The 16,281-nt window shown below is 66.8% G+C and carries 10 protein-coding genes; 4 read left to right on the top strand and 6 right to left on the bottom strand.

Going from position 1 to position 16,281, the window contains the following annotated elements; genetic code table 11:
* The first annotated feature begins 250 nt into the window (after window positions 1–250).
* The 3 genes from EDF21_RS00140 to EDF21_RS00150 all read left to right on the top strand — a co-directional run bounded on the left by EDF21_RS00140 (window position 251) and on the right by EDF21_RS00150 (window position 6,307).
* On the top strand, window positions 251–1,126 hold the full coding sequence (locus tag EDF21_RS00140; RefSeq protein WP_123569919.1) for a HEPN/Toprim-associated domain-containing protein: 876 nt from the start codon (window positions 251–253) through the stop codon (window positions 1,124–1,126).
* A 61-nt stretch (window positions 1,127–1,187) separates the two neighbouring features.
* Entirely contained in the window at window positions 1,188–3,482 is a 2,295-nt protein-coding gene (locus tag EDF21_RS00145) for a hypothetical protein (RefSeq protein WP_199736168.1), read from the top strand.
* Window positions 3,483–3,733: 251 nt separating this feature from the next.
* Window positions 3,734–6,307, top strand: coding sequence for an AAA family ATPase (locus EDF21_RS00150; protein ID WP_199736170.1), 2,574 nt, complete (start codon window positions 3,734–3,736; stop codon window positions 6,305–6,307).
* 56 nt (window positions 6,308–6,363) lie between these two features.
* Here EDF21_RS00150 and EDF21_RS00155 read toward each other — a convergent pair whose 3' ends face one another.
* The 4 genes from EDF21_RS00155 to EDF21_RS00170 all read right to left on the bottom strand — a co-directional run bounded on the left by EDF21_RS00155 (window position 6,364) and on the right by EDF21_RS00170 (window position 9,213).
* Window positions 6,364–6,642: a transposase gene (locus EDF21_RS00155; RefSeq protein WP_123569921.1), complete on the bottom strand. Its 279-nt coding sequence runs from the start codon at window positions 6,640–6,642 to the stop codon at window positions 6,364–6,366.
* 529 nt (window positions 6,643–7,171) lie between these two features.
* Window positions 7,172–8,014: a hypothetical protein gene (locus EDF21_RS00160; RefSeq protein ID WP_199736172.1), complete on the bottom strand. Its 843-nt coding sequence runs from the start codon at window positions 8,012–8,014 to the stop codon at window positions 7,172–7,174.
* A 51-nt stretch (window positions 8,015–8,065) separates the two neighbouring features.
* Complete coding sequence (locus tag EDF21_RS00165) at window positions 8,066–8,590, bottom strand: GrpB family protein (protein WP_148053607.1); 525 nt, start codon at window positions 8,588–8,590, stop codon at window positions 8,066–8,068.
* A 134-nt stretch (window positions 8,591–8,724) separates the two neighbouring features.
* Window positions 8,725–9,213, bottom strand: a complete 489-nt coding sequence (locus EDF21_RS00170; RefSeq protein WP_199736174.1) for a GNAT family N-acetyltransferase — start codon at window positions 9,211–9,213, stop codon at window positions 8,725–8,727.
* 177 nt (window positions 9,214–9,390) lie between these two features.
* On the opposite strand from EDF21_RS00170, the gene EDF21_RS00175 reads away from it, so the two are divergent.
* Window positions 9,391–9,744, top strand: a complete 354-nt coding sequence (locus tag EDF21_RS00175; RefSeq protein ID WP_123569924.1) for a hypothetical protein — start codon at window positions 9,391–9,393, stop codon at window positions 9,742–9,744.
* Window positions 9,745–9,765: 21 nt separating this feature from the next.
* Here EDF21_RS00175 and EDF21_RS00180 read toward each other — a convergent pair whose 3' ends face one another.
* Window positions 9,766–10,209 carry a hypothetical protein gene (locus EDF21_RS00180; protein ID WP_148053608.1) on the bottom strand — a complete coding sequence of 148 codons (444 nt, stop codon included), beginning with the start codon at window positions 10,207–10,209 and terminating at the stop codon, window positions 9,766–9,768.
* Between the two features lie 170 nt (window positions 10,210–10,379).
* Window positions 10,380–16,202, bottom strand: a complete 5,823-nt coding sequence (locus tag EDF21_RS00185) for a DUF4011 domain-containing protein (RefSeq protein WP_233568381.1) — start codon at window positions 16,200–16,202, stop codon at window positions 10,380–10,382.
* Between the last annotated feature and the right edge of the window lie 79 nt (window positions 16,203–16,281).

Below are 16,281 nucleotides of genomic sequence, written 5' to 3' on the forward strand. Positions count from 1 at the left end.
CCGGGGAGGGTCCCCGTGTAGGTGTTTCCTCTCGCTCGCGTTTGCGGACGAAGTCGCAGATCCTGCGGATGTTCATTGCAGCGAGCAGGAACGTCATGAAGATCTGGGCGGCCGCGAAGCCTGGGACCTGGCGGCGTGAGTCGTCGTGGAGGGGCGTAGCCGCGGCAAGCCGACGAAGCGGGCCAACCTCGGGCTCTGACGAATGGTCCGCTGCCGCAGATGGGTCGAGAAACGATGCGAGGATCTGCTCGTGGGCACGGAGATCACGTTGTCGCTGAACGGCGTCGAAATTGACTATGGCAAGAACCGCTACTGGAAGAGCCATCATTGGCTCTTCCCGCCGGGGAGTCTCACCGACATCGAGTATCGCTACGCGAACGACGAGGTTGAGACGCAGCCCGGCTTTCAGACCACCCTGAACGAGGCCGGCTTCCGACTCCGCCACCTGGGTTACTCCCTTCAAGAGACGAAGACCAAGTTCGACGCCGCGGTAAGCCGGTGGAATCGGACAGCTGACCTCCAGCTCACCTTCGAGGACTTCCGTACTGCTCTCACCAGCATCGACTTCGGCACGCTCACCTCAGCGGACCTGGCGCCATTAATCTGGGACTTCCGCGCGTACGTTAGGAGCCTGCTCTCGGCTTGGGATACGAATGAGGCAGGGCTCGAAGACTTCATCGCAAGCCTCGACTTCGCGATCACCCTCCGAACGCTCGCAGACCGCCCAGCAAACGGCTCGCTCGCGCTCCGGTGGCACCATCAAGACTTGGTCGAGAGCGGCTGGGTATCGCTCGATGACCTGACCGACATCGACCGGCAAGCGTTCGTCATCGACCACACCATGCTCTACGGGCGCCTGCAAGACCACGCCGACAAACCGACCGTGAAGGGGTTCGACTCCTGGCTCGCAGGCTACGGGTTGCCCAGGGCTACGCCGTACGTGAAGGTCAACCCGGACGGCACCGTGACACCAGAGGTGACGACCCTTCCCACCGCGGTCCGCAACATGATCCATCACCCGGAGAACCCCAATAACGTGCTGTCGGATGCGGATCTGCATGAGAGCGTCGAGAGTCTTCTGCGAGTCGTGATGGCCCTTCCAACTCCGCTTCCCGGGCTCACCTAGCACCCCGTGTCGTCGTGAACCTCCCCTCGCGGGTGCTGCGACTCTGGTTGAATCAACCTCGATGCCCGGGCCTGACTACGAACTCCACAAGCTCGGCTGGCGAGCCTTCCAAGACCTCTGCGCTGTCGTTCTCCAGGAGACCCTGGGGCAGACCTTCACCGCGTTCGCTGACACGAACGACGCCGGTCAAGATGGTGCCTTTCATGGCCTATGGGCAGCGCCTGGAGACCAGGTGGTCACGGAACTCGAAGACTTTGCCACGACCGCGATGCCCGTCGTCGTGCAATGCAAGTTCAGCGTCGAGCCGTCAGGCACGCTATCGCCGGGAGACCTCGCAGACGAATTTGCCAAGATCGAAGCGTTGCACGCTCGTGGGCTCTGCGACGGCTACATGGTGTTGACGAACCTGCGCGTCACCGGCCGGACACAGGCTTGGTTCGCGGAGGAAGTGCGCAAACGTGGCCCCAAAGTTGCGGCGATTCTTCCCGGCGGCTGGATCTGCACGCAGATTGAGATGAACTGGAACCTGCGTCGGTACGTACCGCGTGTCTATGGGCTCGGCGACCTCACGAGCATCCTGGACGAGCGCAGGATGCGCCAGGCTCGCGCACTTCTCACAAGCTTGACCCGAGAACTGGAAACCTTCGTCCCTACCGGCGCGTACCGAGGCGCAAGTGACGCCATCACCGAGCACGGGTTCGTATTGCTACTTGGCGAACCTGCCAGCGGGAAGTCGACCATCGCCGCGATGCTCTGCATGACTGCGCTCGACAACTGGCAATGCGATGTGATGCGCGTCGATGGCCCGGATGAGCTCCTTGTGCACTGGAACCCCGACGACCCCCGGCAGATGTTTTGGGTCGACGACGCTTTCGGCAGTATCCGACACGAACCGCACCTAACCGACGCCTGGGTACGACGGATGCCCGAGGTCATGGCGGCAGTCGATCACGGCGCTCGCGTGCTGATGACAAGCCGCGACTACATCTACCGCGAAGCGCGCCCGAGGATGAAGGAGTACGCCTTCCCTCGGCTGAAAGAGCATCAGGTTGTCATCGACATCACCGCCCTGAGCCTCTCCGAGAAGGAGCAGATGCTCTACAACCACTTGAAGGCAGGCGATCAGGCGGCCGGGGTATTGGACGAGTGGCGACCACACCTGCTCACGGTCGCGGCCGCAACTCGATTCCAGCCGGAGGTGGCGCGACGTCTGTCCTTACAAGACTTCGTGCCCGCCTCCGGGCTGAAGGGCGAGGCCGCGCTGGTGTCATACTTCGAGCATCCGAATGAGTTTTTGGTCGACGTGCTCGACGGCCTCGATCCTGCGCAGCGCGCGGCACTCGCAGCGGTCTACCTCTCGGGCGGAGAACTCCTAGCGCCGTTCGCGCCAGACGAACGGCTGATAGCAGCGGTGACGTCTCTGGGCGCAACAGTCGCCGAGACAGCCCGCGCCTTCTCGGCCATAGAAGGCACCTTCCTGTCCCAAAACGTGAGAGCGGACGGAAACACTGTCTGGCGCTTCCACCACCCGACGATCAGAGAAGGCTTCGCTGCTTCCGTTGCCCGTGACATCTCCACGCTGTCGGTCTATCTCGAAGGCATGACGGTCGATGAGCTTGTCTCCCAACTCGACTGCGGTGGCCCGAACCAGCGGGGGACGCTGGTCCAGGTCCCACCCGCCATGTATCGGCTGATTGTCCCGCGCGTCCCTGTCCCCGAACGGCGGGAATGGTCGAGAGGCCCCCGAGCGTGGTTCCTACAAACACGGTGTTCCGACGAATTTCTGCGCATGTGGGCGGATGCGCACCAGGACGCGCTACCCGGCATGGCCGAGTTCGGGATGATGGTGGACGCAATGTGGGAGCCCGCTGTCCTGAGCCGACTCAACGAAGCTGCGGCCTTGCCCGAAGAGGTGCGCCGCAAAGCGGTCGAGCGGATCGTCGAGTACAGCATCGACGACCTCGACCCGGCTTGGGCAGACTCATCCCTCGCCGGTCTCCTCACCGCACAAGAACGCGCAGACCTGCACAGACGAGTTGAAGAAGACGTGCTGCCAGAGCTGGAGCAGCGCATCGACACCCATGTCGACTCGATCATCAGCGACATGACCAAGGAGCAGCTATACCAAACTCCACGCGACTATGTCGCCGCCATTCGAAGCGCCTTCCCCGAGAGCCCGGATGTTCTCGCACTTTGCGACCGCGCAGAAGAACACATCAACAACCGTGCGTTCAGCGACGAGGACGAAGACGAGCTGCCCGCTGAGAGCTCGGGATTGGCGGCGCCGGCTCGACCTGCCTCCGGTGAGATCTCCAGCCAGCGCGATCCATTCGAGGACGTCGCCGCCGGCCACTGAGCTACAGCGTCGCCGCCGAGGCGCACCTGATCGTGCGGCCGGAGTCTGGTGTGCAACCGCATTGGGCGCGGCATCGTCGACCGTGTCGGACCACATGGCTAGCATTGGGACAACGGATGAGCGCCCGCTGCGGCGCAGAGTAGATCGCGAGGAGGTCATGAGGGACACCATCGGCGCGGGCCGTCAAGACCGATCACTGCTGATGCGCCGCGGGAGGGCTGCGCGTTATGACTACACCGACTGAAGCCGAAGTGGCAGAGTCGACTGAGCCAGCCGAGCTCATTGATCCGCGGGCACAACTCGCCGAGTGGGCGAACGCCAACGACGAGTGGGTGCGCCTGCTTGTCGCCGAAGTGATCGCCACCGGACGCCCGGTCGGAACCTCCGTGGTCGACAAGGCCTACCTGCTGTTCCGACAGGAGAAAGCGCTCGACAAGCGGGAGCTTCCAGCCGTTCCACTGCTCAACATCGAGGCTCGCCAGGACGAGTCGGCACCGCCCCTGTTGTTGACCCGGCTCTCCGAGGTACGTGGTGTCAACGCGCTGGTGGCGGGTGTAGCGATCGAGCCCCACGAGGGCCTGACGATCCTCTACGGGGAGAACGGAACCGGCAAGACGGGCTACTCCCGCATCTTCAAGGCTCTGGCCAACAGCCGTACCGCCGACACGATCCTCGGCAACATCGATGCCGGCACCTCGGAAGCACAGTCCGCCAAACTTGAATTCAAGCTCGGCGACGACGCTCAGACTCTGATCTGGACGGGCGAACTGGGGGTGTCGCCTTTCACGCGCATGTCGATCTTCGACAGCCCCGCCGTGCGCACCCACGTCGACGAGGACCTTGACTACGTCTACACCCCGGCCTCGCTGGCCCTGTTCAAAGACGTCACGACTGCGATCCAGGCAGTAGCAGCTCAGATCGATGCGGCGATCTCTGAGCTTGGTTCGAGCGGCTCGGCGCTGCTCTCCAGATTCCAGCGCGGATCGACCATCTATCCGCTGATCGAGACCCTCGGTGCTTCCACCGAGCTTGCCGACCTCAAGGCCAAGGCCAAGAGCGGGGATGACGTCGATCGAGAGCTCGATGCTTTGACCCAGGGCGTTGCGGCCCTGCGCGCCAACACCATGGGTGCCCAGATAACCGGCCTCAAGAGCGAGCAGCGAGTCCTGTCAGAGGCAGCGACCGCGGCTGAAGCTCTGCTGGGCTTCGAGCAGGCCAAGTACAACGACGCACTGGCAACGCGCGCGCAGCTCACGACCGATCTCGAGACGTTCCGCCGCGAGCTTTTCGCCGCCGCGGACCTGCCTGCTGAGCCCGACGACACCTGGAACGACTTCATCGAGGCCGGCGAGACGTACCGCCAGCATCTCGTCGAGGTTGAGGCGCACGATGCAGACCGCTGCCTCTATTGCCGCCAGCCTCTGCTCGATCCGGCGCGTGATCTGCTCACTCGCTACTCGACGTACCTTGAGGACAGGATCTCAGCCGACATCCGTATCACCGACACCACGCTCGATGGCTACAGGCGGCAAGCTGCCGCGCTCCAAGGCAACGAGATGGCGTCGTTCATCCAGCAATACAAGGACGCCGATCCAGGCGAGCGCCCGACCTACTTCACTCAGGTTGAAGCAATCGAAGGCGCACGAAGCACCGCCGCCACGGCAGTGGCCGCCAGCCAAACAGCCAGCATCGAGATCGCCGATCTCGTGGCCAAGCCTCGCGCCGAGGTCGACACTGCGCTGACCACCGTGGGCAACAGCATCACGGATCTGGAGACCTTGCAGAAGGGCCGAACCGAGGCGCTGGCTGAGAGGCAAGCAGAGCTGCTCGAACTCAGCGACGCCATCGAGTTGGGTAAGTCCTGGGCGGTGATCGAGACGCAGGTCAAAAGCGCCAAGGAGGCCGATCGCCTCAAAACGCTCAAGCGCCCGCTGCCTGGCCTCGGCCGCTCCGTGACCGCGCTCGCCAAGACCGCCAGCGACCAGCTGATCAACCAGAGCTTTGATGCGCTGTTCCTCGAGGAGTGCGAAGCCCTCCGTACCCCGTCCCTAAAGGTCCAGTTCGTCGGGCGAGAGGGCAAGGCGCAGCGCCGCAAGGTGCTGAGCGGTAAGCACAAGCCGTCCAAGGTGCTGTCCGAGGGCGAACAGAAAGTCTTAGCGCTCGCAGATTTCCTCGCCGAGGCTCGCCTCGCAGGCATCACGGCGCCTGTCATCTTCGACGACCCGGTATCCAGCCTCGACCACCGTCGGATCAAGGAAGTTGCCCAGCGCATCGCCCGCCTGGCCGACGACAACCAGGTCATCGTCTTTACCCACGACATCCTGTTCGCCACGACGCTCCTCGCCCTGTTCGAGAAGTCCAAGCGGTGCGCCTACTTCCAGATCACTGACGAGAGCGGCAAGGGCAAGGTGTCCCGCGCCACAGGACCGCGCATCGACTCTTTGAACGCGATCAAGGGTCGGATTAACAGCACCATCCAAGCCGCCAAGCAGTTGGACGGCGAAGCCCGGGATGCGCTAGTCCACACCGGCTACAGCCATCTTCGTTCCTGGTGCGAGGTCTTCACGGAGGACGAGCTGCTCAAGGGCGTGACCCGCCGGTATCAGGCCAACGTCCAGATGACGACGCTCGGCAACATCAACGTCGACAAGCTCGGCGAGATCATCCCCAAGGTCAGCGAGATCTTCGAGGAAGCCTGTCGGTACATCGACGCCCACTCCCAAGCCCTCATCACTCAGGGCGTCAGCCCTACTCTCGCCGGACTCGAACAACACTGGGTCGAGCTTCAGGAGCTCAAGAAGCTGAACGAAGGCAAGGCGGCGTGAGCCTGTTGATATTCATGTAGCGGGAGGTCCGCCCTGATTCCCGGATGGTGCGCTTGCTACAGATACGCCGCTGCACGACGTCGCACCTCGAACTCCTGCTCGAGGAGACGGTAGCGCTGACGCAACTCGCGGATCTCAGCATCTCGACCACCCAGCAGCGGCGCACCGGTGTCAACGGCTGTCTTCTCGGCGCCCGAGCAGGCGAGCCACTTCGTGAGTGTCCTCGGGTGGACCCCGAAGTCGCCAGCAATGCGCTTGATCGACACGCCGGGCTCGCGGTTCTCCGCGACACGCACCACGTCATCGCGGAACTCCTTCGGATAGGGCTTGGGCACGATCGCAACCTTCCGGGCCCACCGTCCCGGGCAAGCCAGATCAGATGTCACCTATCCGTGCAGCAGACCCCTCAGCAGTCCCGACATCTCGTCGATGATCATGGGGACCGGGATCGCATCGGTGGCGTGGGTCGGGTGCTGCCCGTATTGCGCAGACACTGGTCACGCGACGACAAGTCCCCGGCTGGTGTGGTTCGAAGACCCCGACTGATGCAGAGCGGGCGCGATCGCTCACGATTGAGGCTCCTTCGATGCGTCCGGATCGACGTCACGGCAGCCTGGCGCTTCCACACTGCTCCGCAAAATGCTCGGTCAGAGAGTCGTTCTCGGTTGCGCTGCCCGAGCCAGAGGATACGATCGGGGTCGTTAGACGATACGGGCTCGTCCGACGCCTCCGTCCGCCGCGCCACCCCCAGGATCTACAGGTTCTTAAGACAGCCCACCATTAGGCCGTGTGATCAGCGACCGTCGGTAAGGCCAGGTCTAGGCCGCGATGGCGATCGCTTGTCTCCGAACTATCGCCCTCCACTCATGCCGCCCATGTCTTCGGGAGCGCGACCCCTCGAGTGAGACGTGCCCATCGCTCTCGTACCCCATGGGGGAGATCGGGACTATGTCTCAACGGTGACGGTATGACTGCATGGCTGACAAGCCGGATCTGGAAACGTGGTTGGTCGATGCTCCGCACGGGGCTGACGGCTGGGCGCATTATGTCCGCCTGGCTAAAGCCATATGGCGTAAACATGAGCTTGACCTGTGGCGATCTGGCGACTTTTTCTACACCTGGCAACAGCGGGCGCGCCGCGTCGTACTCGGCGTCGACGTCGAGGGCGGCCAGCTCGTCGGGTGTGCCGTCGGTGAGGCGCCGGACGTGCTCGAAGGCGGCGAGCCACGGGGCCGGGTCAGGGGTGGCGGCGGTGCGGGGGCGGCCGCGCGCGGCGGCGTGTGCCTGCTCGCCTTCGCGTGCGAGATCGCGTTCGCGTTCGCGTTCGACCAGCGTGATCGCCTCGTCGAGGTACCAGAGCAGCTCGTGCAGCCTCCGCACGAGCGGGAACGTCGAGAACATCGCCTCACGGGTCGCGGTGTCGTCACGCCACGAGCGCCCGGCGAACGTCTGCCGGCTGACCTTCTGGCCCGCCCCGAAGCAGTCGAACACCGTGCAGCCCTTGAACCCGCGCTCGCGCAACTGCGGGTGGATGCGGCACCCGTCGTGCTCGTCCAGGTTCGTGCAGGGGTCGCCGGCCGGCTTGTCGAACGGGAAGTCGGCGCTCTTCGTGAACGCCAGGGCCACGCAGCACAGGCCGAAGCAGTTGGCGCAGTCGGCTCCGAGGTCGGCGCGTCGGCCCAGCTCGATCCGTGTGCGGGTGCTCATCGGATCAACGGTAACGGGCGCGGTGGGCTGGGGTGGTCGAACGGGGGCGGCTCATTTGTCCCACACCGTCACCGCAGGGTGACCACGAGCCGCTCGCTCATCGGTGACGAGGTCGGTGATCAGCGCGGTCTTGGCGGCTGTGTAGGCGCGTCCGTCGTCCAGGCCGGCAAGCGCCTCCTTCAGGGTCGCGTAGTGCCGTCGCGCGACCGGGTCGCGCAGCAGGCGGTCGCGGAACAGTCGCTGGTTGCAGGCGTCCCATTGGTCGGGGCGGAAGACGTGGAGGATGTGCGTGCGGCGCGCTCCGTCCAACCGGACGTAGACCGCGTGGGTCTTCGGGCCCGCTGCGTGTCGTTCGTAGCCGAGGTCGATCAAAGCGGCACCGAGGGCGAACGGGTCGGTGCCGGGAGACGAGCGGGCGGCGACGTCGATGATCGGCTTCGCGAGGAGGCCGGGGACGGCCGTGCTGCCGATGTGCTCGACGGCGTCGACCCGGGTGCCGAGGGCGATCGCGAGACGCTCGGCCTCGCGGCGGTAGTCGTCGGCCCAGGTGGGGGAGTGCGGCTGCAGATCGACCATCGGGGCGATCGTACGGGGTGTCACTCTCGGCGGCGCGGGGTCGAGTGGTCGCGGATCGTCGTTCGCGCAAAGAGGAAGGAAGATTTGGGACCCCTCGATGACCGGTGGGGCGGGCGTGGACCGACCCGCGCCTCCTAGGGGGTCGTCGGGCGGAGGTCGGCGAGGGCGCGCGACCAGGCGACCTCGCGGGCGAGCTGGCCGGTGGCGCGGAAGAGCTGCACCTGGTGTGTGTCGGGGAGGGCCGCGGCGAGGGTGTCGCGGTCGGCGGGGGTGAAGCCGAGCTGCTGCCAGAACGGTCCGGAGCGGCGGGAGAAGAGCCAGGCGTGGCGGGCTCCGTGCGCGGCGGCGTCGGTGAGGGCGTGGCGGGCGAGACGGGAGCCCGCGCCGCGCGTGCGGGCGGTGGGAGCGACGGCGACGCTGCGGATCAGGGCGTGCCGGCCGTCGGCGCTCAGCTCGTAGCCGGTGCTGCCGACCACCGTGCCGGTGGCGTCACGGTCGACCCAGAGCCGGAGGCGCGGCGTGGGGGAGTCGAGACCGGCGAGGGTGAGGTCGGCGGCGGCGAGGAAGGCGCGGAGGTCGGCTCGGGCGTCGTCATCGGTCGGGGCGATGGGGACGAGGGGCATGGTCGCCATTCTTCCGGGGCTCAGGGGACTTGTCGGGATCGAGTGGGCGGAAGATGTCCTTCGAGGGCGACGGAAGGACGTCTTCTGCCCGGTCGACGCGGCGGGGGTGGGCCACGGCGGATCAGAACGGGCCGCGCGGGGGAGTCGCGTGAGCCGTCGCCGACCTAGCGTGGAGAGATGCCGATAGTCGTCCCCTTCATCATGTTGGCCGCGTGCGCCGTCGTCTTCGGCACGACGCTCGCCGCCGCCCGCGGCCGGCTCGGGGTGAACCACCTCGCTGGCATCCGGTTACAGCACGTGATGGCGTCACCCGAGGCATGGCAGGCCGGGCACCGGGCGGCACTCGTCCCCATCACGGTCACCTGTGCGCTCACGGCGGGGGCGGCGTTCGTGCCCGTCGTCGTGGGAGGGCTGACCGAGGGCGCCCAGGGGGCCTGGGTCATCGGCAGCACGGTCGTCCTGCTCATCGGAGCGCTCGTCAGCGCAGGGGTGGCGAATCGAGCGGCCGGGGACGTGCTCGGTTCGTCGTGATCGTGTGACCCGAGGCGCTGGTCACGGCACGACGTCGAGCGTGACGGCAGGATCGCGTCTCGGCACTCCCATCTCCGCAGCAGCCGACGCGTAGGCGCGGTACGTCTCGGCGTAACGGTTACGTGCTGCGCGCGCGGATGCGACGTCCGACGGCCTCTCGACGTACGTCTCGTATCCGATGGTCCGACGCTCGTCCTCCTCGGCGGAGACTGCCATCGACCACCGCCAGATGTCCACGCTGCCTGGGGTCGGGAATTGCGTGAGAAGGACTTGTGCGGGAACCGGGACGATCGGCGGAGGTGTCGTGCGAGGTCGGACGAACAGCACGCGGAACAGCGTGCCCCACAGGCCGATGACACATCCACCCAGCAGCCCGACCACCAAGTTGGCGCCGCCGTCGACCGATCCCCATAGGGACCGTACGACGACGAAGCCGAGGGCCCCCGCCGTCGCGACGATCGCCATGCCGAGACCGAGATGCGTGATGAGTCGCAGACGAGAGCGTCGCCGGACGGCCAGAGGATCGTAGAGGCGACGCCAGCGGGGCAGCGTCTGATCCGTGACGCCGTCCCGATCCACGTAGACCAGGCCGTCCGGAGCGGTGAAGACGGGCAAGCCGAGCCGGGGCGCCGTCGTCACCGCGCCGGAACGGACGTGACGAGCCTGTCGAGGACACCCTCCCGATCAGCGAGCCACTCGGGCAACCACACACGCTCGACGGCGGGCCAGTGCATGAGCCCGCCGAGCACCTCCACGGGGAGGGCATCACGATCGGCGACCGTACCGCGCTGGGCCCAGCCAGGGCCGTCGAGGAGGACGGCCGTGGTCGCCCCGCCCGGCTGACCGGCGGGGGAGACCGCGAGGTCGACCTTGAAGTCGGACAGCCCGACGTTCGTCCGGACCTCGAGACCTCGAGCTCGGAGAGCCTCGGCGAGGTCCTCGCGGTGCAGATCCGTGCTGGTGGCCGCACGAGCGGTCGCGAGGACGTTCTCGGCTCCACGCAGCGCCAGCTCGAGGTAGGCCCGGAGATCTCGGATGCCCCGCGAGGTCGTCTCCTCTGCACGCAGGTCACCAGGATCGAAGCTCGAGAACAGGATCACCTGACGACGAGCTCGGGTGATCGCGACGTTCAGTCGACGCTCCCCGCCGAAGTTGGTCAAAGGCCCGAAGTTCAGGGGCAGGACGCCCTTGTCGTTCGCGCTGAACGCCGTCGAGAACAGGATGGTGTCACGCTCGTCCCCCTGGACGTTCTCGAGGTTCTTCACGAACAGTCCGTCGGTCGACGCGTCGAGAGCGTCCATGATCCGGTCGTCACCGGCATCGCGCAGCATCGACTCGATGAGGGTCCGTTGCTGGGCGTTGAACGTCACGACGCCGATCGAGGGCGTGCCGGTCGGGTCCGCCGCAAAGCGGTGACGGATCTCGGCGACGATCGCCTCGGCCTCGACCTGGTTCGTCCGCAGGGTCTTGCTGGGGCCCGACCGGAGGAACGTCCCCTGGACGCGCCGGAGCGTGATGCCGTGACCCCCGACGCCGTCGTCGACGGAGCCGTGTGCGGGAGCCGGGAACGACGTCAGTCGGTCCTCGTAATAGTTGCGGTTGCTGAACGCGATGAGGGACTCGTCCTGGCTGCGGTAATGCCAGGAGAGCCACCGGCTCTCGATGCGTGCCTGCTTGCACTCCGCCAGGATCGACTCCTCGTCCCGCGCGAGGACGTCCTCGATCTGGGCCTCGGCGTCTTCGTCATCGATGGTCGCCTCGGCGAACGACGTCGGTGGCATCTGCTTGCTGTCGCCGACGACGACCACGGAGGTCGCTCGGCCCATGGCGCCGACGGCATCCGCGACTCGGACCTGTGAGGCCTCGTCGAAGACGACGATGTCGAAGAGTCCTGCCTTCGCCGGGAAGAACCGTGCGACGGAGTCCGGGCTGACCAGGACGCAGGGGGTGATCTCGGCGACCAGATCGCCGTACGTGGTCATGATGTCGCGAACGCTCATGCGCCCACGCATCTTGGCCACCTCGGCCACGAACTTTCCGGCCCGACCTTGGGCCGTCTGCTGGTCGAACTCTCGTCTACCGATCAGCTGGGCCGGTATGGCCCGGGGAAGCTCCGCCCTGATGTCACGAGCAGCCGAGGTGTAGCGCTCGATCGACCTTCCTTGTCCGGCAGCATCGAAATCGTCCAGTCCGGTGGCGCGGGCACGTTCGTGCCTGCTGGCCGTCGCGAACCCGCGTTCGAAAGCGTCACTCGCTTCGTCTGCGGGCAGAGCGCCCGAGATCACCGTCGAGTACGCGTCGAGCAGCCCGAAGTCCCTGAGGGGGGCGACGGCTCGCCGCCATCGCACCCAGTTCGGCAGGCTCACGCCGGTGGGCTGGAGGGGGTCGCGCCCTGTGCGCGTCGACATCCATCGTTTCAGGAACGGCTGCGTGCCCGTCCAAGCAGCCCAGGACACCGGCGTCGTACCCGAAGCGTTCATCAGTGACTCCGTCGCGTCCGCGAGGCGGGTCGCTCGGGAGGCTGCTTCCGGAACCGGCGCCTGCCGGCCGACCGTGATCCGCTCGAGGGCGACGCGGAAGACGCGCCCCGAGGACTCGCCGGTGTCGGCATCGGTCACCGTCGACAGCCACTCGAGCCAGGAGATCTGTGAAGCGACATGTGAGCGATCGGCCTCGATGAGGGGATTCCAGCCCGGCCACACCGAGAGCCCGGGGACGACGTCGATCTGGGCGGCGAGGTGGCGGACGGACTCCCGGAGGACGACGAAGCGGGCGGTCAACGCGGGCAGGGTCGCGAGGTCGACGGTGACGCCGGGTCGGGTCACGTGAGCGAAGGACTCCGCCACGGCGCGGCGCCTCTTCTTCCGCCCGAAGAAGCCGGAGGAATGAGCGACGGTCGCCTCGTGCGCGATCCGGTCGAGGTCGAGTGCCAGGACATGGGGCTGGACGACGGTGAGCACGTCACCGAAGGCTGGACCGACCCCGTCGAGTTCACCGAGCAGCCGGCGGGTCTCACCCTGCCACGTGGATGTCCGCGCCTCGGCGAGCACCGCGTGATCGACCCCAGCGCTGCCGAGGGTCGCCGCCAGGGTACGGAGCTCGTCAGACGTCGACACGGTGCCGAGCGCCTCGGTGAGAGTGTCGTCGGCTGTTGCGGCACCGAGCGCCTCGTCGAACCGGGTCACGAGGGAGAGCAATGCCACTTCGTCGAGGGCGTCGTCCGAGCCGACGTCCACGAAGGCCCAGGAGTGCTCGGCTGTCGGCCGCGCCCTCCCCGCGTGGTCGGCCAGCTCGCGCAAGGCCGTGCGCACGACGTGGAGGTCGGCGACGGACGCCGTGGCGGCGAAGTGCTCCGGAACGGGCAGCTCGAAGGGAGTGTGCGCCTGCACGAGTTCGGCCACATGGGCGGTGTAGAGGCTGTGGCCCGAGGCGTTGACGTCGTGCACCTGGGCGGCATAACGCGCCAGCCGGCGACGGGCCGACTCCATCGTGTCGGTCGACCGCGCGAGTCCCTCGGCATCTGCCGACGCACGCTGCGCCAAGGACGTGCGGAGGTGCTCCCTCAGGGGAGCAGGCTTGCTGCCCTTGTCATGGAGGTCGAGGGTGAACGGCCCGAGGCCGACGCTCGCGAGTCGCCGCTGTACGACCTCGAGGGCTGCCCGCTTCTCGGCGACGAACAGGACCTTCTTGCCGTCCGCGATGGCCCGAGCGAGGAGGTTGGTGATGGTCTGTGACTTGCCCGTTCCCGGAGGGCCCTCGAGCACGAATGTCCGCCCGGCCGATGCGGCCGCGACGGCCTCCGCCTGTGACGAGTCGGCGGACACGGGGAGCTTCGCGAGAAGCGCGTCGAGGTCGACCGCCACCGGCGCGTGAGGATCACCGTCGGTCGACACCGACGCGTCGACGAACGGCTCGGTGGGGGACTCGATGAGGTGACGTACGAGGTCGTTGCCGGCCAGCGCCTCCCAGTTGTCGTCCAAGTCTTTCCAGAGTCGGAACTTCGCGAATTGGAGGAGCGCGAGGTCCACGGTCGGTTCGACGTTCGCCTCGATGCCCGACTCGAGGACGGCGAGCCGGGTCTCGGTCAGCACCCGCTGGATGTCGATGCCCGACGCGTCGGTAGCGGGGTCGGCGAGGGCCGGGATGCGGAGGCCGTGCTCCGCCCGGAGCTTCTCGAGCAGGCAGTAGTTGGGCGTCGAGGCCCCCGCGTCGTCGAGGACGACCTGGTAGCCACCGGACTTTCCCTTGGCACGAAGCGTGACGGGGACGAGGATCAGCGGGGACCGGACGGTCTTGTCCTTGACCTTCCAGACGAGCGAGCCGATGGACACGTAAAGGTTGTTGGCGCCGGTCTCGTCGAGGACGGTCTTGGCCTTGTACGCGAGTGCTCTGAGCAGTCGCGGGTACGCCTCGGTCGAGGCGTCCGTGTACAGCTGGTGCTTGGTGTGGAACAGATCGGCTCGGCTGTCCGACGGCAGGTCACGTCCCCACCGGACGCCTCGCTGGGTCTCGACCGCGGGGAGGGCATCCGACGGCAGGAGCTCGAAGGCTTTGCCCCCGTTCAGGTAGTCCTCGAACTCGGCCAGACCTTCTTCGGCCACGTGGAGGGGGAACCGGGCACGGTCGGCGAAGTTGATCAACCGGTTGCGGAGGCTGAGGTCGAGGAGGGCGTTCTTCCAGCGCTGGACGCGGGCAGGCACGGGGGTGGTGTCTGCGGGGCCGGAATCGTCAGGACGCTGTTCGGGCACGTACGCCACGGGCCGGGAGTGCACGGCCTGGTAGTCGACGACGACCACGGTGCCGTCTTCCGCTGCGACTCGAGCGGGAAGGGGATAGATGCGGCTGCTGCGAGCCTGGTAGACGTCGGTGATGCCGACGACACCGTCGAGGTCGCCCGACAGATGTTGTTCGAGAGGCGCACGTCGGACGTCGTGGAAGCCGACGTCGGCCGAGTCCTCGGTGAGCAAGGTCGTCTCGACGACCCGCGCGTAGTCCGTTCGGATCAAGTTCGGCAGTGCGAAGGCACTCGTGGTCGCCGGGCTCGCCAACGATGTCTCTTCGCGCCAGTAACCCAGGAAGGCGTGACCCTCGACGACCACGAGCAGGGGGCGGATGCCGACGCGCTCGAGTGCCGCGGCCAGGGTCACCGTCGTGTCGAGGCAGGTGCCCAGGCGTCCGACGAGCACTTCGTGCGGCGTTCGGACCTTCTGGCCGTCGTCCGACCAACTGGCCGGAGGCGTGCTGTACCGGATGGACCGACCGCGCATGGCGGTCATCAATGCGTCGACGGTCACGTCCACTCGTTCGGGGCCCTGTTGGTAGCCGACGAGTGCGCCGCTGCCGGTGGTCCGGGCGAGTTCGTCGGCGGCCTCGGACACCAGGGACTCGAGAGCAGGGTGGTTCGGTTGGACGTGGGCAGCGAGCATCTCGAGAGACATCAGCGTCGGGCGCGCGAGCCACTGGTTCGCGGCCAGCAGGAGCACCTCGACCGTTCCTCGACCGAGCTCGACGTCATCGTGGGCCACGGTGACGACCACACGAGCGGGCCGTGCCTCTTCGACGCCGAGCATGACCGACGGGTCGACCTTGATGTCGAGCTGCGGGACCAACGTCTCCGACCCTGCGACGAGATCCACGAAGTACTCGGTCGGTGCCCCGATCGGTCCCAGCGCGGACTCGATGCCCACGGTCAGACGGGCACCACGAGCGGTCGTCGTCGGGCTCGTCAGGGTGATGTCGGAGATGACCGTCAAACCGTTGTGTGCCATCGCATAGCTGATGACGGGGGCACATGAAATGGTCACCGTCACCGAGGACGGCGTGGTCGAGCGGGTGTCCTCGGTGGGAGAGGCGTCCGGAGCGCCGGGGGGCGGTGTCGCGCCGGTCGACCGCGGAGCGATGACGGGTTGCGGGGTGGGGACCCGAGGCGGTGTCTGCGGAGGAGGGCTGAACGCCAGGGGGGCGACGACATCGGGGGCCGGAGCCGGTGCGTCGACCGGTAGGGATTCTGCCGCGGGAGCCGGGGCAGCCATGCGCACCTGGAGGTCACGGCGCAAGCCGGCAAGGGTCTCGCCGGCCTCGACCGCACCGCAGATGACGAGCAGGCGCTGGGCCGAGTCGACGGCGCGGTAGGCGTCGTCGTCGCTGAAGGAGCCGTTGTGGGCCCACGCGTTGCGGACCTCACGCAGTTCCCCGGCGAGACGCGTGCCGGCACGGCCCAGAACGGTCTCGAACGGGCGCCCCAGAGCACCGAGCGGCTCGGTCATGGTTCGGAGGACGACCTGGAGGTCGGTTGCGGCGTAGGTCCCCCCGACGCGTCCGGCCGCCTCGTCACGTCGTTCGAGCAGTGTCGTCCAGCCCATCCCTGGCAACAGATGGGGCGAGAGCGTTCTCGACACGAACGGTTCGAGGGCGCGAGCGAGCTCGGTGACTGCTCGTCCGACGAGTTCGTGGTTCATGGTGCTCACGTGCGCCTCCCGGTGCGGTGTGCGGAAGACCTCGTCGATCGTCTCGTTCGACGATCCACCCTCGTTCCCC

Source organism: Frigoribacterium sp. PhB118 (assembly GCF_003751725.1).
GTDB lineage: Bacteria > Actinomycetota > Actinomycetes > Actinomycetales > Microbacteriaceae > Frigoribacterium.